Origin of the sequence: Colwellia sp. BRX10-9, from assembly GCF_014077405.1 — a bacterium.
Lineage (GTDB): Bacteria > Pseudomonadota > Gammaproteobacteria > Enterobacterales > Alteromonadaceae > Colwellia_A.
This window is the reverse complement of the sequence record NZ_JACGVV010000003.1, coordinates 71266-95157: the sequence shown is the minus strand read 5'-3', so window position 1 is coordinate 95157 and position 23892 is coordinate 71266. Positions and strand designations below refer to the sequence as shown.

17 protein-coding genes are annotated in these 23892 nt (G+C 38.3%); 12 read left to right on the top strand and 5 right to left on the bottom strand.

The genetic code is table 11. The features are described from left to right. Positions 1–113: 113 nt before the first annotated feature. The 7 genes from H4J69_RS03000 (at position 114) to H4J69_RS02970 (ending at position 8977) form a co-directional block, all read left to right on the top strand. Positions 114–2372: an LPS-assembly protein LptD gene (locus H4J69_RS03000; RefSeq protein ID WP_182221739.1), complete on the top strand. Its 2259-nt coding sequence runs from the start codon at positions 114–116 to the stop codon at positions 2370–2372. A 20-nt stretch (positions 2373–2392) separates the two neighbouring features. Further along, a complete protein-coding gene (gene surA / locus H4J69_RS02995; protein ID WP_182213745.1) occupies positions 2393–3694 on the top strand; it encodes a peptidylprolyl isomerase SurA in 1302 nt (433 codons plus the stop codon). Then, entirely contained in the window at positions 3694–4677 is a 984-nt protein-coding gene (pdxA, locus tag H4J69_RS02990) for a 4-hydroxythreonine-4-phosphate dehydrogenase PdxA (protein ID WP_220465259.1), read from the top strand. Before surA ends, pdxA begins: the two co-directional genes overlap by 1 nt. After that, entirely contained in the window at positions 4674–5486 is an 813-nt protein-coding gene (rsmA, locus tag H4J69_RS02985; RefSeq protein ID WP_070375746.1) for a 16S rRNA (adenine(1518)-N(6)/adenine(1519)-N(6))-dimethyltransferase RsmA, read from the top strand. The genes pdxA and rsmA overlap by 4 nt, the downstream gene beginning before the upstream one ends. After that, on the top strand, positions 5483–5896 hold the full coding sequence (gene apaG, locus H4J69_RS02980) for a Co2+/Mg2+ efflux protein ApaG (RefSeq protein ID WP_259364818.1): 414 nt from the start codon (positions 5483–5485) through the stop codon (positions 5894–5896). Before rsmA ends, apaG begins: the two co-directional genes overlap by 4 nt. A gap of 16 nt (positions 5897–5912) precedes the next feature. Beyond that, complete coding sequence (locus H4J69_RS02975; protein ID WP_182213743.1) at positions 5913–6734, top strand: symmetrical bis(5'-nucleosyl)-tetraphosphatase; 822 nt, start codon at positions 5913–5915, stop codon at positions 6732–6734. A 224-nt stretch (positions 6735–6958) separates the two neighbouring features. Further along, positions 6959–8977 (top strand): methyl-accepting chemotaxis protein, encoded by a 2019-nt coding sequence (locus tag H4J69_RS02970; protein WP_182230210.1) that lies wholly within the window; start codon positions 6959–6961, stop codon positions 8975–8977. Between the two features lie 157 nt (positions 8978–9134). On the opposite strand, the gene H4J69_RS02965 is transcribed toward H4J69_RS02970, so the two are convergent. From H4J69_RS02965 to rapA, 3 genes are all read right to left on the bottom strand, one after another. After that, complete coding sequence (locus tag H4J69_RS02965; protein ID WP_182213740.1) at positions 9135–10082, bottom strand: DUF3530 family protein; 948 nt, start codon at positions 10080–10082, stop codon at positions 9135–9137. 106 nt (positions 10083–10188) lie between these two features. Then, the gene (locus H4J69_RS02960; protein WP_182230235.1) at positions 10189–10872 is read right to left on the bottom strand and encodes a pseudouridine synthase; all 684 of its coding nucleotides are present in this window, start codon (positions 10870–10872) and stop codon (positions 10189–10191) included. Between the two features lie 59 nt (positions 10873–10931). Then, positions 10932–13859, bottom strand: coding sequence for an RNA polymerase-associated protein RapA (rapA, locus tag H4J69_RS02955; protein WP_182230209.1), 2928 nt, complete (start codon positions 13857–13859; stop codon positions 10932–10934). A gap of 355 nt (positions 13860–14214) precedes the next feature. Here rapA and H4J69_RS02950 point away from each other — a divergent pair, with 355 nt between their 5' ends. Further along, positions 14215–15594 carry a PhoH family protein gene (locus tag H4J69_RS02950; protein ID WP_182221744.1) on the top strand — a complete coding sequence of 460 codons (1380 nt, stop codon included), beginning with the start codon at positions 14215–14217 and terminating at the stop codon, positions 15592–15594. 162 nt (positions 15595–15756) lie between these two features. After that, positions 15757–19041 carry an ATP-binding protein gene (locus H4J69_RS20305; RefSeq protein ID WP_182230208.1) on the top strand — a complete coding sequence of 1095 codons (3285 nt, stop codon included), beginning with the start codon at positions 15757–15759 and terminating at the stop codon, positions 19039–19041. A gap of 42 nt (positions 19042–19083) precedes the next feature. Here the strand turns inward: H4J69_RS20305 and H4J69_RS02940 are convergent, their stop codons facing one another. Beyond that, positions 19084–20052, bottom strand: a complete 969-nt coding sequence (locus tag H4J69_RS02940) for a hypothetical protein (RefSeq protein ID WP_182230234.1) — start codon at positions 20050–20052, stop codon at positions 19084–19086. Between the two features lie 268 nt (positions 20053–20320). Between H4J69_RS02940 and H4J69_RS02935 the strand changes: the two genes are divergently transcribed. After that, the gene (locus tag H4J69_RS02935) at positions 20321–22102 is read left to right on the top strand and encodes an acyl-CoA dehydrogenase C-terminal domain-containing protein (protein ID WP_182213733.1); all 1782 of its coding nucleotides are present in this window, start codon (positions 20321–20323) and stop codon (positions 22100–22102) included. 194 nt (positions 22103–22296) lie between these two features. Here H4J69_RS02935 and H4J69_RS02930 read toward each other — a convergent pair whose 3' ends face one another. Next, positions 22297–22959, bottom strand: coding sequence for a hypothetical protein (locus tag H4J69_RS02930; RefSeq protein ID WP_182221746.1), 663 nt, complete (start codon positions 22957–22959; stop codon positions 22297–22299). A gap of 239 nt (positions 22960–23198) precedes the next feature. Here H4J69_RS02930 and H4J69_RS02925 point away from each other — a divergent pair, with 239 nt between their 5' ends. Together H4J69_RS02925 and H4J69_RS02920 are read left to right on the top strand one after the other, a co-directional pair. Next, the gene (locus tag H4J69_RS02925; RefSeq protein WP_182221747.1) at positions 23199–23372 is read left to right on the top strand and encodes a hypothetical protein; all 174 of its coding nucleotides are present in this window, start codon (positions 23199–23201) and stop codon (positions 23370–23372) included. Positions 23373–23392: 20 nt separating this feature from the next. Then, positions 23393–23779 carry an MlaA family lipoprotein gene (locus H4J69_RS02920; protein ID WP_220465260.1) on the top strand — a complete coding sequence of 129 codons (387 nt, stop codon included), beginning with the start codon at positions 23393–23395 and terminating at the stop codon, positions 23777–23779. Positions 23780–23892 lie beyond the last annotated feature (113 nt).

Below are 23892 nucleotides of genomic sequence, written 5' to 3'. Positions count from 1 at the left end.
AATATACCGAATTAGCACCCTAAAGAAAATTGCTATATTATCTAAGTGTTTGAGTATAAAATGTGGCTCGCTTTCATCTTTGTTGCTTTAATCATTCATCTATCGGACTTTTAATGTCATTTCCGCGCTATTTAATTTTAATAATTACTTGTTTATCAATGGCTAAATATAGTGTTGCTCAACAAGTTACCGATATTCTCGATGGTATGGCTCAATGCCCTATACCGACTTACCCACAGTTAACCGCTACTCAATCTACTGAAAAGAGTAAAGCGATCACTATTTTAGCTGATAAATCGGGTATTAATAAAAATAAAGTCGCTAAATTTACCGGCAATGTAATGTTGATTAACAGTCAGCAGACAATTCTTGCTAATGAGATTGAGCTTAATAGAGAAAGTTCATCGGTTAAGGCCACGGGCGATATTCACTTTCAAAATAAAGGCATTGATATTTTTGCCGACCAATTGAACATAAGTGAATCGCTCGGCGCGACTACCTTGAAAAATACTCAGTATCAACTCGCGGGAATAGCAGGACACGGTGGTGCTGGTATTATTTCTGTGTCTAGAGAAGGTACCTTGTCATTAATTGACTCTTCTTTTACTACTTGTTATGGCGCTTCACCTGATTGGCAAATGAATGCCAGCGAAATTAATATTTCTAAAGATGAACGTTATTTAGAAGCTTATAATGCAAGGTTTTCAGTTTTTAATGTGCCGGTCTTGTACCTACCTTATTTTACGATTCCTATTGGTGATGATAGACAATCGGGTTTTTTATATCCTGAAATTGGTAATTCAGGTAAATCAGGTTTTACCACGTCAATTCCTTATTACTGGAATATTGCCCCTAATATTGATGCGACGATTACCCCAAAATACATGTTGAAGCGTGGCAGTCAATTAATGACAGAATTTCGTTATTTGCATGATGAACAACAAGGACAATTTGATCTCGAATATCTAGATCAAGACAATGAACAAGAAAATAGCACCGATGCACGATATTTAGTGCGTATGCAACATGTTGGCACCTTTTCAGAGCGCTTTCGCGCTTTCGTTGACTACACAACAATTAGTGATGATAACTATTTAGTTGATATTGGTAGTAAGCACTACAATGATAATGATGCTTACTTATATCAAACAGGTGAATTAGCTTATTTTGCGGATAGTTGGCAAGCCAAGGTAAAATTACAAGACTTTGAAGTACTCGGCGATAATAAAACAAACTATAAAGCGCTTGCTCAACTCGAACTTGCCAGCCATCAAAAAATTGATGTTTTAGACGGGTTATTCGATGTCTATTCTGAAGTCACCAATTTTGACAATGCCGATAAAACTCAAGTAACCGCACAGCGCTATCATGTTGAAGCGGGTTTAACCTTCCCTTTGGTTACGCCAGCTTGGTTTTTGAATTCAGAATTTAAAATACTACAAACCCATTACCAACAAGACAATATTCCTTTGGAAAGTGAGCTTGAAGAAAGTGTAAGCAGAACATTACCTAAAGTCCGTTTTCATGGTGGGGTTAATTTTGATAGGCAAAGTCATTTTTGGGGAAATAGTTTTACACAAACCTTAGAGCCGCAACTGCAATATCTTTATATTCCTGAAAAAGATCAAAGTAATATAGGGCTATATGATACAACCACACTACAAGATGACTATAACGGTCTATTTCGTGATAAACGTTTTAGTGGTTTAGATAGGATAGCTCAAGCTAATCAATATTCTTGGGGAATAACGAGTCGTTTACTCGACAGTGCCAATCAAGAACAACTTAGGGTCAGCTTAGGACGAATTGTTTATCTTAATGACAGTAATTTTACCTTTGAAGAAAACCAAGGAATTGTAGCCGATGCTTCGGCATTAGCGGCAGAAGTCTACGCTCGTATAAATAGTAGTTGGCAGTTCAGTAGCGACATTCAATATAATACAGAAGATGATGTTACCAACAAGAGTCAAACCAGTATTGATTATCTTTTTGGTGAAAATCAAACAATACAATTGAACCATCGATACACTCGTGATGTCTCAGGTATAACATTAGAGCAACTATCTTTAGCGGGGAATGTCAGCATAAATAAAAATTGGCAAGTTATTAGCCGAGTAACTCAAGATTTACAGCAAAATCGAAGCATAGAAACTTATGCGGGTTTACAGTACCAAAGTTGCTGTTGGTCACTGAGTTTTGCTTATCATCGTTATATTACAGCAAACTTTGATGAACCATCGAGTAATAATAAAAATCGCGATGAATTCAACAATGGTTTTATGCTAAGATTTAGCATGAGAACAAAAGACATTACAGATATGTTCAACTCAAGTATATTTGGCTACAAACGCCCTTACTTTCTCAATAATTAAATATAAGAAATAGACGATACATGAAAAAATCATTGAAATTTTTACTTTTAACAAGCGCTTTGACGGTAACATCTTTTTTTCCAGTACAAGCACAACAAGTTGAACTTGATCGAGTATCAGCCATTGTAAATGGTGGTGTTGTTTTGGAATCTGAAATAAAAGACCTAATCGCAACCATAAAAAAACAAGCACTAAAAAATGATCAAAGTTTACCATCAGATAAAGCGTTAAGAACGCAGGTCACTGAAAAGTTGATCAACGATGCGTTGATCACTCAATTAGGCGAACGTATGGGTGTGCAAGTGAGTGATGCACAACTTGATGAAACGCTAACGAATATGGCGAAAGAAGAAAAATTAACGTTAGACCAGTTTCGTCAGAATCTTGTTAAAGATGGCACAGATTACGATAAGTATCGTGAACTAGTCAGAACTGAACTTATTTCTGGCGAGGTACGCCGCAATAGTGTTAGTCGCCGTATTTATGTTTCACCACAAGACGTGGCTAATTTGATTTCTTCTATGGAAGAAAAAATTAATACTGATGTTGAATATCGTCTGGGACACATACTGATTGAGTTCCCAGCGAATCCAACACAAGATGATATGAATGCCGCTAAAGTTCGCGCTGAAAAAGTAATTGAATTGCTTAATAACGGCAGTGACTTTGCAAAAATTGCTATTGCTTCTTCAGGCGGGTCAAATGCCTTAGAAGGTGGTGATTTAGGTTGGAAAAATATCAATGAATTACCGACATTATTCTCATCAATTGTTGATGGTGAGAAAAAAGAATCAATTTTAGGACCTATCCGTACCGGTTTAGGTTTTAGTATTGTAAAAATTATAGATATTCGTGGTTTGCAAATCGTTGAAGTAGAAGAAGTGAAAGCACGGCACATATTGATTGAACCTTCTGTTATCTTGAGTGAAGCCAAAGCTGAAAGTATTCTGCTAGGCCTTATGGACAGAGTTAACGCAGGTGAAGCTGATTTTGGCGACTTAGCTAAAGAGTATTCAGACGGACCTACTTCAGTGCGAGGTGGTGATCTAGGTTGGTCAGACCCTGATGTTTACGATCCTACTTTTAAGGCGGCCTTAGCGCGATTAAAAGTTGATGAAATGCATAAGCCTTTTAGAACTTCATTTGGTTGGCATTTAGCGCAATTAACGGGTCGAAGAACACTTGATGCGACAGAACAAATGAATGAAAGTAAAGCTCGTCGCATTTTATTCAATAGAAAGTTTGGTTTAGAAAGTGCGCGTTGGATTAAAGAGCTTCGTGATGAAGCCTATGTAGAGATTTTTAGTCGAGATACAAAATAATGACAAAGCGTATAGCTATCACGCCAGGCGAACCTGCAGGAATTGGCCCAGACTTAACCATTTTCATTGCTCAGCAAGATTGGCCCGTTGAGCTTGTGGTAATTGCTTGTAAAAAGTTAATGCAAGAGCGCGCTGAAGTTTTAGGTTTACCACTCACATTTATTGATTATGATGTTTCGAAAGCCGCTAAACCTCAAAAAGCCGGGACACTAACGATATTGTCTGTCGATATGGCTGAGGCTTGTATTCCTGGTGAGCTTAATGCTGAAAATGGTAGTTATGTCATTGAAACATTAAGAATTGCCAGTGAAAAAAATATCTCTGGTGAAATCGATGCTATTGTCACTGGCCCCGTGCATAAAGGGTTAATTAATAAAGCGGGTATCGCTTTCAGTGGTCATACAGAATATTTTGCTAGCCAAGCTAACTGTGCCGATGTCGTGATGATGTTGGCGACAGAAGGCTTAAGAGTTGCATTAGTGACAACGCATATTCCTTTAGCTTATGTTTCTAAAGCGATCACCGCAGAACGTTTACAAAAAGTCACTCGTATTTTAAATACCGATCTTATTAATAAATTTGGTATTAAAGAGCCTAAAATCTACGTATGTGGCATAAACCCTCATGCGGGAGAAGATGGGCATCTAGGTCGAGAAGAAATCGATGTGATGATCCCAGCCTTAAATGTACTCAGAGATGAAGGCATCAAGCTTATTGGGCCATTACCTGCTGATACTATCTTCCAGGAGAAGTACTTAAGTGATGCTGATGCCATTTTAACTATGTATCATGATCAAGGCTTGCCAGTCTTGAAATATAAAGGCTTTGGCGCTTCGGTTAATATTACCTTAGGCTTACCTTTTGTTCGAACCTCGGTAGATCACGGTACCGCACTTGAATTAGCGGGTACCAACTTAGCTGACCCAGGAAGCTTTATTGAAGCAATCACCACAGCCATTAAATTAGCAAATAATCAATCATGAATAATAAAACTCATCTAGGCCACCAGGCCAAAAAACGCTTTGGACAAAACTTTTTACATGACGAAGGTGTGATCAGTAAAATTGTTGATGCTATCGACCCTGAGCCGGGAGAAAATCTTATCGAGATTGGTCCTGGATTAGGCGCATTAACCGAACCGGTTATTGACCGAGCCGGTGCTATTTCTGTTGTCGAACTTGACAGAGATCTTGCCCATCGTTTACGTCATCATCCTTTTATTGCTGATAAAATTACTATTTACGAAGCGGATGCCCTTAAATTTGATTTTAGTGAAATAGCGACCGCAGAACGACCTTTAAGAATTTTTGGCAACTTACCTTACAACATTTCTACGCCACTTATTTTTCATCTTTTAACGTTTAAAGATAGCGTGAAAGATATGCACTTTATGCTGCAAAAAGAAGTTGTTCAACGCATGGCTGCTAGTGAAAATTGTAAAGCCTACGGTCGGCTTTCAATCATGACGCAATATCAGTGTCAGGTTATCCCTGTTATGCAAATAGGCCCAGAAGCTTTTAAGCCAGCGCCTAAGGTTGATTCTGCTATCGTGAGATTAATTCCTCATGGTGAGATTAAAAATCCAGTAAAAGATATTAAATCGCTTAACCAAGTTTGTTTGGCGGCATTTAACCAACGTAGAAAAACGATACGCAATAGTTTTAAAAAATTGTTTACGGTTGAACAATTAGCGGCTTTAGGTATCGATGCAAGACTTCGTGCAGAGAACTTACCGATCACAGATTATATCAAACTGGCAAATTTCTTAACTGATAACCCGGTTGAGTTATGAAGGACGATTCAACATTAACTACAGTCGAATCGATTTCTATGGGATATGATATTTCGGTCAGTGTTAAAACTGAGTATATTGCCTCACAATTGATTGAAAACGAAAAGAACTATGTATTTAGTTATACGATTAGTATTGCCAATAATAGTAATAAACCGGTTAAATTATTGTCTCGTTATTGGTTGATTACCGATGGCGACAATAAGACCTCTACCGTTGCCGGTGAAGGTGTTATCGGTAAGCAGCCTATCATAGCGCCAGACAACACGTACACTTATACCAGCGGTTGTATCTTAAAAACCCCAGTCGGTACTATGCAGGGCCATTACCAAATGCTAAGTGATGATAATGACTTGCAACAAGTTGAGATACCTGTTTTTGGTTTAGCTCAGCCACACATTCTTAACTAACTGCGACGCTTCGTTTATGGCTATCTATTTTGTCGGAGATATTCAAGGCTGTTACCACGAACTACGCGCCTTACTAGACCAAGTTGCCTTTTCGCCTGAAACTGACCAGCTTTGGCTAGCGGGTGATCTGGTTGCTAGAGGTCCAGACTCCTTAAAAACGCTGAGATATATAAAAGCACTGGGTAATAGTGCTCGAGTGGTTTTAGGTAATCATGACCTGCACTTATTAGCTATTTATGGTGGCTTGAAAAAAGCAAAAGCTAGCGATTGTTTCGATGAATTATTAGCTGCTGCAGACGTTGATGAGTTAATGGGTTGGCTTGCTAGTCAACCGCTTATCCAAAAGTTACCCAATGAAAATGTTTATATGAGTCATGCAGGTTTGCCACCCTTTTGGACACCTGCAGAAGCTATGGAACAAGCAAACGATGTTAATATCAAGCTAGCATCAGCGCTAAGAAATGATTGGTTAGCCATAATGTATGGTGAAGAACCTAATCTATGGTCTTTGGCAAAATCTGCTGATGAAAAATTTCGAGTGACCGTTAACTCACTGACCAGAATGCGTTATTGCCAACTCGATTATGGCTTAGAGTTTTCATGTAAGCTTGCAGTTGAGCAAGCACCTGCCCATATAAAACCTTGGTTTGAGTTTACACAAAAACAAACAAATTATAGTTGGATATTTGGTCATTGGGCTTCATTAATGGGGCACTGTCCTGTTGACAATATTTATGCATTAGATACAGGGTGCGTCTGGGGCGGACATCTAACGTTATTACGATGGTCTGACAAGCAGTTGTTTACTGAGCCTTGCCACAGTGCAAAACAAAAATAAAAAAACTTATGATAAAGCAATAACTAAAGGTGAAAAATAGCTTAAGCTTGTTATAATAAAATTAACGGTTAAGTTTTTAACAATATTAACCGATAATCTAATCGACAATAATGACAAATAAGCTATGATTATTGGCTTTGAAAATATAGGCCTGCATTCAAGGAAGTAGCAATTAATTTAGTTTACACTCGTACTCAATACTATCTATTTACACGGTGACATTTATGAATTTAACGGTAGCAATGAAAATAATGGGTGGTTTTGCCATTATTGCAGTCTTACTAGTAATAACTAGTGCTATATCTCTATGGAATTTGAACATAATTAAAGGCTCTACTGTACAACAAAGTGAGTTGGCGATCCCTACATTAAAAGGGAGTAACAAGCTTGCTAACACCTTAACCCAAATAGGTAACCTTACTTTACGTGCATATTATCAAACCGAATTAACGCCACTTAATAATAATCTTACGGCATATAATCAAGATAAAGATGACTTTACTACTGAGCTGAAGAAATTAAAGCAAGTGGTGCGAAATGAAAATTCTTTATTAACTAATCTAGGTCAAGTCGATTCAGTTTATGCAGAACTCGAAAAAGAAATAGGATTGGTTTTTAGTAATAGGCAAGCCAGTATTAATCAAGCGCTTATTTTAAGAGAAAAAATAGCTAACCTTGAAGAAAAAGCTGATGATGCAGCTACGATGTTACTAGACCTTGCCGACCACGACTTAGCTGACACTAAGCTTCAGCGAGCTGTTAGTTTAGGTGAAAGTATTGAAACCTTACTTAATGGGCTAGTAAGCTCAGCACTTGAATATCGAGGTTTAATCGACAGGTCGTCAACAGATTTAGTCGGTAACCAAATATCCAATAGCTTTGTTGATGTAAATAAATCATTTACCGATATTATATCCGAGCTATCTAATCAAGGCGCCGAAGATGTAGCTGATGATTTGTCTGTTGCTTTGAGTGAATTAACTGAATTAATTAACTCTAACAATGATATTTTTTCTCACAAAGATAAACAACTGATTGCCCTTAAAGTCGCAACAGAAAACTTAGATGCTGCAGAACGTGACATCAAAAAAGCCAATGCCATTTTAGAAAAACAAGTCGATTTAGCGAATCAAACTGCGATGACGGCGGGTAAACTTGTTCAAGAAAAAGTGGCCGATGGTAACTCACAAACTATAGGTATTATGATTTTTTCAATTGTTGCCGCAATTGGTATTGCTTGGTTTACACTGCTTAGTATTACCCGACCACTGTCTTTGGTTAATAAAATGCTTAACATCGTTGCTTCTGGTGATTTATCTCATAAGTTAGATGAAACGGGTAAAGATGAATTTGCTGAATTATCACGTAACTGTAATTTATTAATTGATAGTTTGCGTACGCTTATTCAAGGTATTGTTAGTCGCTCTACACAACTAGCAACTGCCGCAGAAGAAACTTCAGCGGTAACCGCACAAGGTACCATTGCTATTGCAGAGCAACGTTCACAAGTTGAACAAGCCGCTTCTGCGACTACGCAAATGAGCAGTACTTCTCAAAGTGTACTATCTAGTGCTAATGATACACTAGGTGAAATAAAGCAAGCTGATGACGAAGCCAAGCGTATAAAAATTATTTCTGAACGTAATCGCCAAACTATCGGCTTACTTGCTGACGAAGTTGAAGAAGCAGCACAAGTTATCAATAAACTACAGCAAGACAGTGCTTCTATCGGTGGTATTCTTGATGTCATTCGCGGCATAGCTGAGCAAACTAACTTACTGGCATTAAACGCAGCTATTGAAGCCGCTCGTGCCGGAGAGCAAGGTCGTGGTTTTGCCGTAGTTGCTGATGAAGTAAGAACGCTAGCTAGTAGAACGCAAGTGTCTACACAAGAAATACAAAACATGATTGAGGTACTGCAAACCGGTGCTCAACGAGCTGTTGGCGTTATGGATACGGGTAAGAAGCAAGCCGCAAATTGTGTAGAGCAGAGCGAAGAAGCTGAGAAAGCGCTGCAAACTATTACTCATTCGGTTCACGAGGCATTTGATAAAAGTACTCAAATTGCCGCGGCTGCTGAAGAACAAAGTGTCGTCGCTCATGAGATTAGCGTTAATTTAGAATCTATTGTTGCCATTGCTGAACAAACAACGGCAGGTGCACAGCAAACGGCACAATCAAGTAATGAAGTCGCTAAGTTAGCTGAAGAATTACAACAGTCAGTGCAAGAGTTTAAGCTATAAGTGCTAATCGCTCTGCTGATAATGGTTAGCTAATGAATTAACTTGTATTAACGATTAAAAAGCCCCCGCTGAGGATAACTTCAGCGGGGGCTTTTTGTTGATTGTAGCTAACGGGGTAGTAACTTATTGAGATCAGCGTTTGAGTTTATAGCAGATGTTACCAACCAATAGATTTAAGCCAGCCATTTATTGACCTTAACAACGCTTTTTCAGGGTAATAGCCAATTTGATTATTGTGCAGTTCAGTTTGTCGATAATAGACTTTCATTTCTTTAACTGCTTGTGCTTTACGAATTTTAGCGGCAGAGGTCGCTAATTGCTGCTCTCTTGACAGATAGATATCTAAGAGAGGAAACTCACTGGTCGCCAGTACTTTAGCAAATGAGAGGCTTTGCTCTGTAGTATTCATATAACCACTAAGCATGACCATAGCACTTGGCGATTGTAGTTTACCGGTACTGTATAAATTGGCCAGTAATATGGCATGACTGCCTTTTGATACCACGACAAATATACCAGGATAATCTTTAGCTTTTTCCATCACCGCCGTCATTAGTTCGGTCAAATGTTCTTTGTGTGCCAGTAAGGTTTTATCATCGTCTTCGAGTTGAATCGATCGCTTTAATGCGCGAGAAGGGTAACCTAAAGGGATACTTGGTGGCTGAATAGCTATGGTTGTCCAACCTTGGCTAGGCAGTACTTTTTGTAGATAATTTAAAGCGTTGCTACTTTTTGCACTCATTCCCCAGTCAGGGAGCAGTATCATTACCCCTTTTTGATTACTGGCGGTATTTTCATTGATAATGGTAATAAAGTCTTGAGCGCCAGCTAACATAGGCGTTATTTTTTCAGCCGTTAGGTAATGAGTCAGATCTTGTTCTTGTTGCAGTAGCGAATTAATAGGGGCGAAAATTTCTGGACGTTTTTTAGGAGCTACTTTACTGGCATCACCGGATTCATCCGCTGTTTTTGTCGCCTCTTGCTGCTCTGGAACTTTTGGCTTTTCGGTTTTATTTTCTTCTTGGTATAACAATGCATAACTGTTAATAGTAACAAGGCTAAATAGACAGAAAATGATTAATGAAGCTAAAACACGTAAAGACATATGTTCCTTAAAATTATAGGCGGTGAGTACTTACCGAAAATTGTTTAATGGACGTATGATCAATTATCGGCAAATACTTTATTTTCTTAACCAGAAAAAATGCTTATCAAAGAAACGGGCAAGGAACTTTGAAAGTGAGTGTCTTTTCTATACATGGATGTGCGAGCTCTAACATTTGCGCATGCAATAATAACCGTGCACTTGCCGTAACCGCTGACTCATGTGAGTATAATCTGTCACCCAAAATAGGGTGGCCTAAAAATAACATATGGACACGTAGTTGATGAGAACGCCCTGTTATCGGGGTTAATTCAACTAAGGTACTTGGCACCGAGTTAGCATCAGTATCGCGTGATAATACTCGGTAATGGGTCAACGACTGTTTACCACGTTCATGGTCAACCATTTGTCGTGGACGATTTGGCCAGTCACAAATAAGCGGTTGATCGACCGAACCATTATCATCTTTCATATGACCATAGACACGGGCAATATAGCTTTTTTTCGTTTCGCGTTGCTGAAACATTCGACTAATTGCGACATGTGCAGGTTTATGTAACGCCATGATCAATATACCAGATGTTGCCATATCTAATCGATGAACTACCGTTGCGGTTGGCAGCACTTTATTCACTCGACTTTGTAAACAATCTTTATGAGCGGGTAAGCGACCTGACACGGTTAATAAACCACTTTGCTTGTTGATCACCACAATATCATTATCGCGATAAATTATATCAAGGTAAGGCGACATAGGCGGGCAATAAACAAACTCTGGGTTTGGCGCCATAGGCACAACTTTTTGTTGTGCCTGCTGATCGTTTGGAGTTTCGTGTTGGCTTGACATCGTTAGTTACTCACCACTATTAAACGTATCGCTTCAAATTTCAACTGTGCTTTACCTATGTAGTGGCTTAATTCACTTTGCTGTACTTTGATAAAGTCGAGCTCTTGCTGGCGAACACTTGGGTTGATAGTTTTTAGTGCTGTTAAGCGTTGAAATTCTGCATCTAGCGTTTTATGCATATTGGCTAGGGCTTTTTCTTGAATGCTCAAAACCTGTGGCTTAGCATGTGCTTCAGCTTTTGCTACTAAAGGTGTTACTTGATCTTTCAAGGCTTTAACCAATTGTAGCGCTACTTGTTTTTTAACGGGTGCAAGCTGTTGATCTAGAACATTTTCACCCACTTTATCTGCCAAGTCAGTGCCATTCTTATCAACCAAAACACGTATGGGTGTCGTCGGTAAATAACGACCCAGCTGTAAGTGATTGGGAGCGGTTGCTTCGATAGTAAAAATACATTCAATAAAAAATGTTCCTGCCGGCAATGCTTGGTTTTTCAATAAACCTATGCTCGAGTTACCCGTTTGATCACTGAGCACTAAATCCATTGCTCCGCGCACCATAGGGTGGTCCCAAGTTAATAAGTGATAATCTTCACAAGCTAGCGCAGTATCTCGGTTAAAAGTAATGGTTGTACCATCATCAGGCAGGCAAGGGAAATTACCACAAAGCATGTGCTCACTAGGCTGTAAAGCGATGGCATTATCTGACTTGTCGTCTTGAGTGATACCAAAAACATCAAGTACTTGAAACATAAATTGTGGTAATTCAATTTGTTGGTCCAGTGCTGAAATTTCTTTAACTAGTTGGTGAGAGCGGCCTTGACCAGAAGAACGTAATTCTAGTAACTTATCCCGTCCTGACTCTAATTCCGCTTTAAGGGTTAAGTGCTCATCATGGCTTTCATTGATTAACTTTTCTGCGGCTGTCGACTGCCACTGCGCCGTTAAGGCTAAATCAAACAGTTCGTCACCAAACTTATCAAAAATTGCTCGGCCAGTGATACAAGTATGTTCAAAAGCGTTTAAACCATTTTGATACCAGTCAAAAAGTAATCCTTGTGCAGAGTCAGTAAAATAGGGAACATGCAAACGAATGGTTTGTGTTTGTCCAATACGGTCTAAACGACCAATACGCTGTTCTAAAAGATCAGGGTTGCTCGGTAAGTCAAATAACACTAGGTGATGGGCGAATTGGAAGTTTCGACCTTCACTGCCTATTTCAGAACAGAGTAAACATTGTGCACTGTCTTCGTCTTGGGCAAAATAAGCAGCGGCTTTGTCGCGTTCGAATATACTCAAACCTTCATGAAAGACCGCTGCACGAATACCTTCTTTTACGCGTAACGCCGCTTCTAAGTCAATCGCAGTTTGTGCATGCGCACAAATGACCAATAACTTTTCTTTTTTCAATGTTTGTAAAAGTTCGATTAAGTAGTCAACACGAGGGTCGATATCAGTCCAATTTTCATGGCTGTTTAACGAAAACAAAATTTCAGGCGTAAAAACTTGTTTAGCTTGAGCCAAGGTTTTTAAATTTTCACTAGTGTCCGATAATAAAAACTCATTGATTTGCTCTTGATAAGCCTCTGGTAAAGCTAAAGGCGTAGAATGCAATTCACGCTCAGGGAAACCTTTTATGGTATTTCTGCTGTTTCTAAAAAGAATACGGCCAGTGCCATGACGGTCGAGTAGTTGTGTTAGCACTTGTTCTCTTGATGCATCTTGCGCGAGTATTTCATTATCGCTGGGCAATGCTATATTGATGTTTATTAAATGTTGACTGATATCAGTTTCTTTTAATAGCTTAGTCAATGTTGCTTGTTGTGCTGGCGACAAAGCATCTTTAGCAACCAAAGCATTGGCGGCATTGGCGACTTCAGTATAATGGCTTTCTTCTTCTGTAAATTTTTGATAATCAAAGAAACGGTCAGGGTCAAGCAAGCGTAAACGTGCAAAGTGGCTTTCATGACCAAGTTGATCTGGTGTTGCTGTTAATAACAAAACCCCAGGGATAGTCTGGGCTAGTTGCTCAATACATAAATATTCAATGCTAGGGTTGTCTTGATGCCAATTTAAGTGGTGAGCTTCATCAACTACCATTAAATCCCAGTCCTCAGCAATGAGCTCTTCATACCACTCTGGATTTTTGGTAACAAAATCTAAATTAACCAAAACAAGTTGTTCAGTACTAAATGGATTTTCTTGTTCACCTGAGTTTTTTATTTCTTGGCAACGTTCACTATCAAAAATACTAAAATGTAAGTTAAAACGGCGTAACATTTCTACCAACCACTGATGCATAAGTGATTCAGGCACAATAATTAAAATACGTTGTGCACGACCGGTAACAAGCTGCTGGTGAATAATGAGGCCAGCTTCAATGGTTTTACCTAAACCAACTTCATCGGCAAGTAACACGCGAGGTGCAAATCTACAGCCAACTTCTTCAGCGATATAAAGTTGATGAGGAATTAAACTGACTCTGCCACCACTTAAACCCATTAATGGCGATTGCTGCTGAGTATGCTGGTGTTTTAAGCTATCTTTGCGTAAACGAAACCAGTCGAGACGGTCAACTTGACCATTAAGCAATCGATCGTGCGGTTTATTAAATTTGATAAAGTGGTCAATCATCACTTCTTTTAGTGACGTTTCTTCACCGGTATCTTGGCGCTTACCATGGTAAGTGAGTAAGTTGTCAATATCTTCAACCTCTTCAACGATAAGCATCCAGCCTTCGTGGCTAGGAATACTATCCCCTTGGTTGAAAATAACACGTGTTAATGGTGCATTTGCTATGGCATATTGGCGCGATTCACCGGTAGCGGTAAATAAAATAGAAACAAAACGGTGTTCAACCGTTAGTACCGTGCCTAATCCTTGATCCGACTCTCCGTCACTTATCCATCGTTGACCAGGGTAAAAAACCATATAAAAACTCCAAAAATTAAAACCTTGCACGATTTTTAAAAACTTGTGCAACAGAACACGCCAATACGGCATTAAAAAAGGGCGCTATAGTAACGTTAATCATAGTTAGGATCACCAAAAAATGCCGAGAATTTACAAAAGGCGGCAATAAAGTTTGTCTGAGGACAAATAATCTTTCGATGCCACTTGCCAGTGATAAATTTAGCTGGCAAAGTAAAGTTATCATTCACGTAATAAGGTGATCGGTAAAGGTATAGTTACTGTTTTTGGTTTTTTAGTCGCAGTTGAAGACTAAGTGATTAAGCTTACTTAACGATTCTTCTGTGTCACGTTAACTTAGATAGGAGATCTTTGTATGAATGATGAAAAAATTCTTTACGTATTAGACACAAATATTTTATTACACGAACCTTTCGCTTTTCTCTCTTTTAAAGAGCACGACGTGGTCGTCCCCATGACTGTGCTTGAAGAATTAGACTCCATTAAAGACCGCCGCAAAGATGTTAGTCGAGATGCCCGTGTTGCGATACGTGCACTTGAAGATATGCTTGTCGATGCCACTCCTGAAGAAGTACTTGCGGGTGTTAAATTACCTCAAAATGATGACGAACATCCCAGTGGTTGTTTATCAATCTTTAATGATTATACCTTAGAGCAAAAAGCTGGCCGGTTATCTTTTAATGAAAATGACAATCGTATTATTAACGCGGCTTTATACCTACAGGAAAAAAAGGCGCCCAATAAAGTTGTCTTGGTCACTAAAGATATTAATATGCGCTTAAAAGCTAAAGGCGCAGGTTTGGCTTATGTTGAGGATTACCGTACAGATCAGCTTATCGATGATATTAAATTTTTAACGAAAGGCTATCACAAGTTTGAAGGTGACTTTTGGCAACATGTTAATGAGTGTGAGAGTGAAACTGAAGGCCGAAATACCACCCACTATGTTAAGCGTGATGTCCTTCCTAATACTTACATGAATGAATATCTTATTGATGATAGTGAGAACTTTGCCGGCAAAGTTACTGGTTGGGATGACGAAAAATTGTCGATAATGGATTTAAGCCGAGACCGTTTAATGGCAAAACAAGCGTGGGGGATCCATCCAAAAAACATCTACCAGGGGATGGCATTGGATGCTTTACTTGACCCAAGCATAGATTTAGTGATTCTTACTGGGCCAGCAGGTTGTGGGAAAACACTGCTAGCGCTGGCGTCAGCGCTTGAACAAGTAATAGAACGTGGCCTCTATGATAAAGTCATCGTTACGCGCAGTACTCCAGAAATTGCTGAGTCTATTGGCTTTTTACCCGGAACAGAAGAAGAAAAAATGGCGCCTTGGCTCGCGGCTATTACCGATTCATTAGAAGTGTTGCATAAACAAGATGAAAATATGAATGGTAGCCTTGATTACATTATGGAAAAAGCCAATATTCAGTTTAAGTCAGTGAATTTTATGCGCGGCAGAAGTATTCAAAACTCTTTGGTTTTGCTCGACGAATGTCAAAACTTAACGGCATCGCAATTAAAAACAATTATCACTCGTTGCGGTGAGGGTACTAAGCTGGTTTGTTCAGGTAATCTTGCTCAAATTGATAGTAATTATTTAACGGCGGTTACGTCAGGGCTAACCTATATTGTTGAACGTTTTAAAGACTTTTCAGGCAGCTCAACTATTAATCTAAATGGTGTGGTGAGAAGTCGATTAGCTTCTTTTGCCGAGGAAAATTTATAGGGTCAGCTGATTTTATAGGTGATATTTAAAGGCTCATTTTTGAGCCTTTAGTTTTGATAATTGACCGACTTAGCCGTGCGACTAGTTATCAAAGACTATTTTAAGTAAGATGTATTAATTGTTATAAATTAAAATTATCTGAATAAATATAAGGTTGCAACAGTGTTTGATAAGTCCTCCAAAGAACAGGTGTTTAGTCGTTACAATCGTTCTGTTTTGGCTGTATTTATCGTAATAACATTGATTGCTATGTCGATAGCGTCTTACCGATATTTTATTGAGTTAGATTCATATCAGGCACGAGAACTTCGCACCTTAACTACACGTGCTAAGCAGTTAGAAAACACCTTGATTTTGGGGTTGAAAAGTATTGCTGGCATTAAAAAATTTGCTAATTATCATCTTTCTTTCCCCGAAGAGTTACTTGCTACAACCCCGCCACTTGAACAAGACGGTAATGAATTCTATTTAAAGAAAAATAGCCGAGATTCTTTTGCTCATCGAAAAAATTACCGAGGAAGTATAACGGGTATCGGGCAGGTTGCTGATTTTGATGAGTTACAAAAGCAAGAGCTGGCAATGGCAAATGCGTTAACGCCAGCATTTATTATTGCCAAAAATTCAATTAAAGAATCTAATTGGTTTTATTACATCTCTTTAAATCAATTTGTTAGCCTATATCCTTGGATAGGGCGTGATAGTTGGCGGTTCTCAGAACATAACTTAAATAATGACAATATCAATAGCATTAAAACGCTATTGCCTGGCGACGACAATTTCTTTTGGTCACCACCTTATTTAGATTCAGCAGGTAAAGGCTTGAGTGCTTCGTTAGGCACCGCTGTCTATCGTAATCGATCACTCGCTGGCGCGGTGCTAATGGACTTTAGTTTATCAAGTTTGAGTGATGGTTTGCCTGATATTAGTAAACCTAATCAAGCGTTAATATTGCTTGATGAAAAGAACAATATTCTCATCCACAAAACGGCTGATAATCAAGCCTTATCAACCAAGCTGACTTGGCAAGATATTGCACCAAAGCAATTAGAAAGTTATTCCTATCAGCGCATTAATCAATTACCCGACAGTCACAAAGAGGGCACTTGGCTCATTCAAAAATATCAACTACCTATTAATGGTTGGGTTCTCCTTAAGTACCAACCTTATCAAGAATTTACTGCCTCTATTTTTAATCGATTTATCTTGATGCTGGTTTTGTTTTTTGTCGGGCTATTTGCCTTTATGAGTATCATCTATATCGTAACGCGCAAAACCTTTATGAAGCCCACTAAAGAATTTATTAATCATATTGAACATTGCTCGCATGGTGATCCAGGTAAAGTAAAACCTCCAGCGGACTGGTCATATTGGTTTAAAATTGTTGAAGATATTTTTGGACAAAATCGTACTTTATTGCAGCAAATGAAAGATCAAAATGTGATTCTTGATACGCGTGTTAACGAAAAAACCCAAGCGTTACGCCTTAAGAGTGAACAACACCAACGTGACTATGCTTTGCTGCGTTCGGTGATGGATGCTATTCCTGATTACATCATTTTTAACGACTTAGATGGCACCATGATGGGGTATAACAAAGCGTTTGAAAACTTTGTTCAAGCAGGCTCACTAGATTTAATTGGTAAGTGTAGTAATGAAGTAGTCAGTGTCGAGTTAGGTCAGTCATTAGTCGCTATGTCTGAAGCGTCATTAACACGGTCAACAGAACAAGGATTAGCAGAGGTTGTTGAAACACCGGCTAATACTTATGAGGTGTTTAGTAACCAGTTATATAGTCAAACCGCTGAAATTGTTGGCACTATCAATTTAGTACGTGATGTTACCGCGCAGTATTCGGCGAATGTCGCTTTGGAACAAGCAAAAAACCAAGCTGAATATGCTAACCAAGCAAAAAGTCAGTTTTTAGCTAATATGAGCCATGAAATACGCACGCCGATTAATGCGATTAAAGGTATGCTATTTTTATTAGCCAGAACACGTTTAACGAATGAACAGCAGCAACATATATTAAATGCTGAAGGTGCATCTGTGTCCCTTTTACATTTGGTTGATGAAGTGCTTGATTTAGCCAAAATAGAATCTGGCAATATGTCTGTTATAAAAATGCCCGCCAGTATTGACAAAATAGTCGACCAAGCCGTTAAACTTAATATCGGTATGATCAGTGAAAAACAATTATCTCTAAAGATAAATATTGCGGTTGATGTGCCAGATATTGTCTTAACTGATGATATGAGATTGGTGCAAGTACTAACAAACTTACTTAATAATGCGATGAAGTTCACCCACCAAGGTGAAATTTCACTAACAGTTGAAAAAGTTAATACGGGCAATGATGCTGCAGGCACCACCTTTGATGACTCACCGGTATTAGTACGCTTTATCGTTGCTGATACAGGTATAGGTATAGCTCAAGAAAAACAAGGTCACTTATTCGAAGCATTTCGTCAAGCAGATGAATCGATGACCCGCGAATATGGTGGTTCAGGATTAGGGTTATCTATTTGTCAGCAAATTATCAATCTTTTATCGGGTGACATTTCCTTGAAAAGTGACTTAGGTAAAGGCACTAGCTTTACTTTTGTTTTACCTTTTAACGTTGTTGAAAATAAAGCATCAAGCAAAAAATCAGCACTGACCTTGTGCAGTTATTCTCAAGAATTATCTGAATCGTTAATAGGTCATCTAGCGGGTTCTCAAATAAGCCATGTTAATATCACGGCGTTATCGGAACTCGACAAATATAAGAACAATGAAAATGTAGTGCTGATTATTGACGAACAAAGCATTAATAAATATCCAGAAAAAATATATCAAAGCTGTCTTGATAACCAGATTTTATTAGCGATAAGTCATCCAATGGCTAAAGGTATTTCCAGTGAAATCATTGAACGTATTGAGGCATTAAAACTTTCTTATATCTTGCTAGAAAAACCACTTTATCGAAGCTTTATCAGTAAGCTATTTTCAGTCATAACAGCTAGAGAGCTTGCGGCTGAAGCAGCTATTGACGAATCGATTCCTTTGCAAAGCCTGTCGCAAGATATTGATAATTTAAAAGGTATTAATGTTTTATTGGTTGAGGATAATTTAGTTAATCAGTTGGTGGCAAAAGAGCTATTAAAAACGATGCAAGCCAATGTCATTATTGCGGGTCATGGTAAAGAAGCGTTGGAAATATTGACCGATAAGCAGCACCATATTGATGTTGTGCTTATGGATATTCAAATGCCGATCATGGATGGTTTAACAGCGACTAGGCAAATACGCCAACAAAAAGAATTTCATAACTTACCCATTATCGCGATGACGGCGCACGCCCGTGAAGAAGACAAGCAGAGAAGCTTAGCAGCGGGTATGAATAAGCATATGGCAAAACCTATCAGTGCTGAATTACTACTTTCGAGTATTTTAGACGTGCTTAATTAATTGCAATAACTCATCGTTATTCACATTAATAACAGCTCGGTGTTATGGTTCCTTACCCACTACAGTCGTATTATTAAGGTCTGTTTTTAATGCTCGCTTTACCTTTTTATGGAACCGCTCTGCTGTGTAATGCCCGTTACCTACCGCTAACTCTGAAGCGGGAGCTATTTCTCCTAAAGGTAAAAGCCTAGGCCCTGTTGGCTCTGCTAGCACATACGATATGCCATCAATAACAACTGTTTGATCATTTGCTTGCACAGGCATTTGAATACCGAGTAAAGCGTGATTATCAATAAAGACTAGAATCATTTTTATACGTGGCATTAGGCTACGTAAAATTGCCGCTGTTAACGTGACTTTACTGTCGCAATCACCTTGGTTTTCCCATAATAACTTTAATGGTGGATTAAAACCTGCTCCAGAGGCGGTTACTCTTGATTCTAAAGTTGCATAGGGAATACTTTGTATAAATCCTAAAACATAGTCGGTAACTTTTCGAATGTTTTTTATTGAAAACTTTTTAAGAATAATAGGCTTTACCGGCTTTAAATCAATGCTGGCAATATTTGCAAATCGTCCATGGTCTGGTTTTACCGCGTTAATTTGATCATGAGTTATAAATTGATGATAGTAATTATCTGCTAAATATTGATCACTTAACGCTTGCTTTAACTCATAAACTCTAGCGTAGGCGGCATTGATTGTTTGGTTGTTTCGTCCTTTTATGACAATTTCATCATTTGTGGAATTTTTATTAAAATCAATCATTACCCCACGGATAGGCTCTGCACGTAATTTCTTTTGTAGGGCATTATTAATTGAATATTTTGCCATATCAGCTTTAAATACTTTGAAGTTTCTAAAACGATCGAATATTGCTTTTTTAGCCAGTAAAAATTGTAGGCTTTGTGTTTCACCCTGATAATCAAGCCATTGATAATTAAATTGGTAATTATCTCCTTTTTCTACTTTTGAAAAGGCGAGTTGCTCGGCTAAGGCCAAAGAGGGCATTAAACAGCAAAGCGTTATGCATAAAAATTTAGTTAACATAGGAGAAGTCATCGAAAATAATCAAACCACTAGCAAAGATATTACCTATGCTAACATTAACGCATTTTTACTTTTCATACCAATCAACAAAAGATGACTTAATATTTATCGTTGACGCTTTACTTTTAAGCAGATTTTGCTATATTCAAACGCATGTTTGAAATGATTGTTTCAAAAGTTAAATTACAATGTTATTTGTCGTAACATTTAAAAATATTAGGGGAATACCGTGGCTGATTATCAAGCACCATTAAAAGATATGAATTTTTTGTTATATGATGTTTTTTCAATGGAAGCAATGTGGCAGTCAATGCCTACCTTATCAGAGCATGTCGATCGCGAGACCGCGCAAGCCATCTTACAAGAATGTGCAAAAATAGCTGAGCAAGAAATTGCCCCGCTTTCACGCCAAGGTGATGAAATTGGTGTAAGTTTCAATGAAGGTAAAGTAACAACCGCTCCAGGTTATAAAGAAGCATTTAAAACTTACGCTGATGGTGGTTGGACAGGCTTAGGTGGCGAACCTGACTTTGGTGGTATGGGTATGCCTAAAGTGATCACGGCATTACACGAAGAAATGCTCTGTTCAGCAGATATCGCCTTTTCATTATATCCAGGGCTAACCGCTGGCGCTGGCTTGTCGATTGCTAAGCATGCGACAGACGAATTGAAAGAGCGCTATTTAACACGTTTGTATGCAGGCGACTGGATGGCAACCATGTGTTTAACTGAGCCTCATTCTGGTACTGATTTAGGATTGATTTACACTAAAGCTGTTCCTGAAGACGATGGTAGCTTTGCCATTAGTGGTACAAAAATATTTATTACTGCTGGCGAACACGATATCACTGAAAATATTGTCCATTTAGTATTGGCGAAATTACCCGGTGCGCCAGCCGGCCCTCGTGGTATTTCATTATTTTTAGTCCCTAAATATCAAGTCAATGACGATGAGTCATTAGGTGATTTTAATAATGTGAGCTGTGGTTCCATTGAACATAAAATGGGTATTCACGCTTCAGCAACTTGTGTAATGAATTTTGATAGCTCAAAAGGTTACTTAGTTGGCGAAGAGAATAAAGGCTTAGCCTGCATGTTCACTATGATGAATTTTGAACGTATTGGTGTTGGTATTCAAGGTATTGGTGCGGCAGAACGTTCTTACCAGAATGCTTTAGAATATGCAAAAGAACGCTTACAAGGTCGTTCATTGTCAGGCGCTAAGTATCCAGAGAAAGCAGCTGATCCTATCATTGTTCATGGTGATGTACGTCGTATGTTACTTAACATGAAGGCATTAACTGAAGGTTCACGCGCATTGTCTACGTACATTTCAATGACACTGGATATGGCAACCTATGGCGAAGGCGAATTAAAAACTAAGGGTGAGAGTTTATCAGCTTTAATGACTCCTTTAGCGAAAGCCTTTTTTACCGATTTAGGTCTTGATAATACCGTTGCAGGTCAACAAGTCTTAGGTGGTCATGGTTATATCCGTGAATGGGGACAAGAGCAGCTGGTTCGTGATGTTCGTATCGCGCAAATATACGAAGGCACTAATGGCATTCAAGCGATGGACTTATTAGCAAGAAAAGTAGCCGCTAGTAAGGGCGAGTTAATGCAGACTTTTATCAATGAAGTGAACACTTACATTGAACAAACTTCTGCCGATAACATGCAAGAATTTATTCAACCTTTAAAAGATGCCAATATTGATTTAGCTGAATTAACTCAGCATATCCTTAAAGCAGCGCAAGGGAATATTGAAGAGTTAGGTACATCGGCTAACGATTACCTGCATGTATTTGGTTACACAGCAATGGCATTTGTTTGGGCTAAAATGGCTGAATCCGCTTTGGCTAAAGAAAGTTCAAGCGATGAATTTTATGAAAGTAAAATAAAAACAGCACGCTACTACTTCGCACGTTTGTTACCACGTCGTTTGTCATTGACTGCGTCGATAAAAGCGGGTTGTGATACTTTGTTTGATATTGATGAAAGCTTATTCTAGTCAGCTAAAGTAACATTAAATAGCATGATAAAAAAAGCGCTACCATTTTATGGTAGCGCTTTTTTATTGATCTCACAGCGACCCTTTTTGATTACGTCATTCTATTGATCTTATAGTGACCTTTGCCATTCTAATGATGTTTTAGCGCCTCTTTTGTGGTGACGAAATTCTATTGATCTTACTGCGACCAAAGATTAAAAAATATAGGTGGTACCAAATATCGCTACTTGTTCTTTTTGAATATTATTAATAGGTAAATTGTTTGTAGAATCTTCATGAGCTGTTGATGTTAACCCTCCGCTCACATACCAGTTATTGTTTATTGAATATTGACCTAGAATACCAAACCTAGCATAGGATTTTGCGCCGTTAATATCTCTGGAAGATACTTCGCTTGAAACAAAGTCATTACTGTAAAACTGGTAGATTGAGTGATCACTTAAAGACTCTATTTTTGCAGTAACAAGTAAGGCAAAATTTTCTTGTTGTAGTACTCGGTAACTGCCTTGAATAAAAAAAGTCTGTTCATTAATTTGATCAAGCCCCTGGTGTGAAAAACCACTTTGGGCACTAAAAGCTTTATTATCAAAAACGATCGCTATTTGGTGAGTTTCAGATTTGTTGATTAATCGTGTCTCAGATGGGGCAGTGGCTTTGCTTGTCAGAGGGAACCCTATGGCTTCTAAATCATAACCTTTATCTAAAGCCTCAAAAATTACCGCCGAATTGGCCCAGTCACTAATTAAGGATCCCTCTATAGGGCTTGGTACTATTTTTTCATCGTCGTAGGCTTGTGCATTAGGTAATACACTTAAGGTAAATAGTAGTGATAGCATCCATTTTATCAATATTTTCATGAGATAACCTATTCCAAAAAATTAATGTTTTTATTATTTTAATTAACTTTTACTAGATGTTAACTATAGGCAAGTATTGAAAAAAAGGCGTTATATTTAGCTTAAATACCACTTTATATTGCTTAATATTTGATTAGTCGAAGAATTAACCTTGTTCAACACAGTACAAAAAACAACGAGAGTATTTAGCTTAATAAAATATTGAGTGTGAAATAATTGGCTTTAATGACCCTATTTATTTGTCTTTTATTGAAGGTAATGTCGAAGCGCCTCGAGTGAAGTTGTCTTTAGCCTATCAAAAAATAGCGGTTACTAATCGATATGACGATCCTTGGCAAGGGTTCAATCGACGTATGTATGACTTTATGCAAAAACAGACGAATACATACTTTACCTGTTGTTGCTGGTTATAAAGCGATAACACCTGACTTTGTTGAAAGAGCGGTTAGTATTTTTTTACAAACGTAGGAGAGCTTTCTGTTTTTATCAACGCACTTTTACAAGTAAACCTAGTGTTGGCGTTGAAACTCTTGGTCGTTTTGCGGTAAATACCACTCTTGGTATTTTTGGTGTATTTGATGTAGTAACGAAAATAGGTCTAGATAAACAAAATGAAGACTTTGGTCAAACACTGGGTTTATGGGGCATTGCCCCAGGACCTTATTTAGTTTTGCCTATACTAGGCCCATCTTCGTTACGTGATGCTTTTGGGGTAGGAATTGATATGCTTGCCTTGCAAATCGTTATTGATGAATTAGATGCCAGTGGTGATAAAGAGATATTACTGACTTTTTTACGCAGTATTGATATGAGCGTTTAAAAGTTCTTTATATGAAATATAGAGAAATTCAAATAGCCCGATAATTTCCATTAGATAAATAATAGCTGTTTACCCCCATTTTAGTTAATAAAAAGGAATTTTGTTGTCGAACA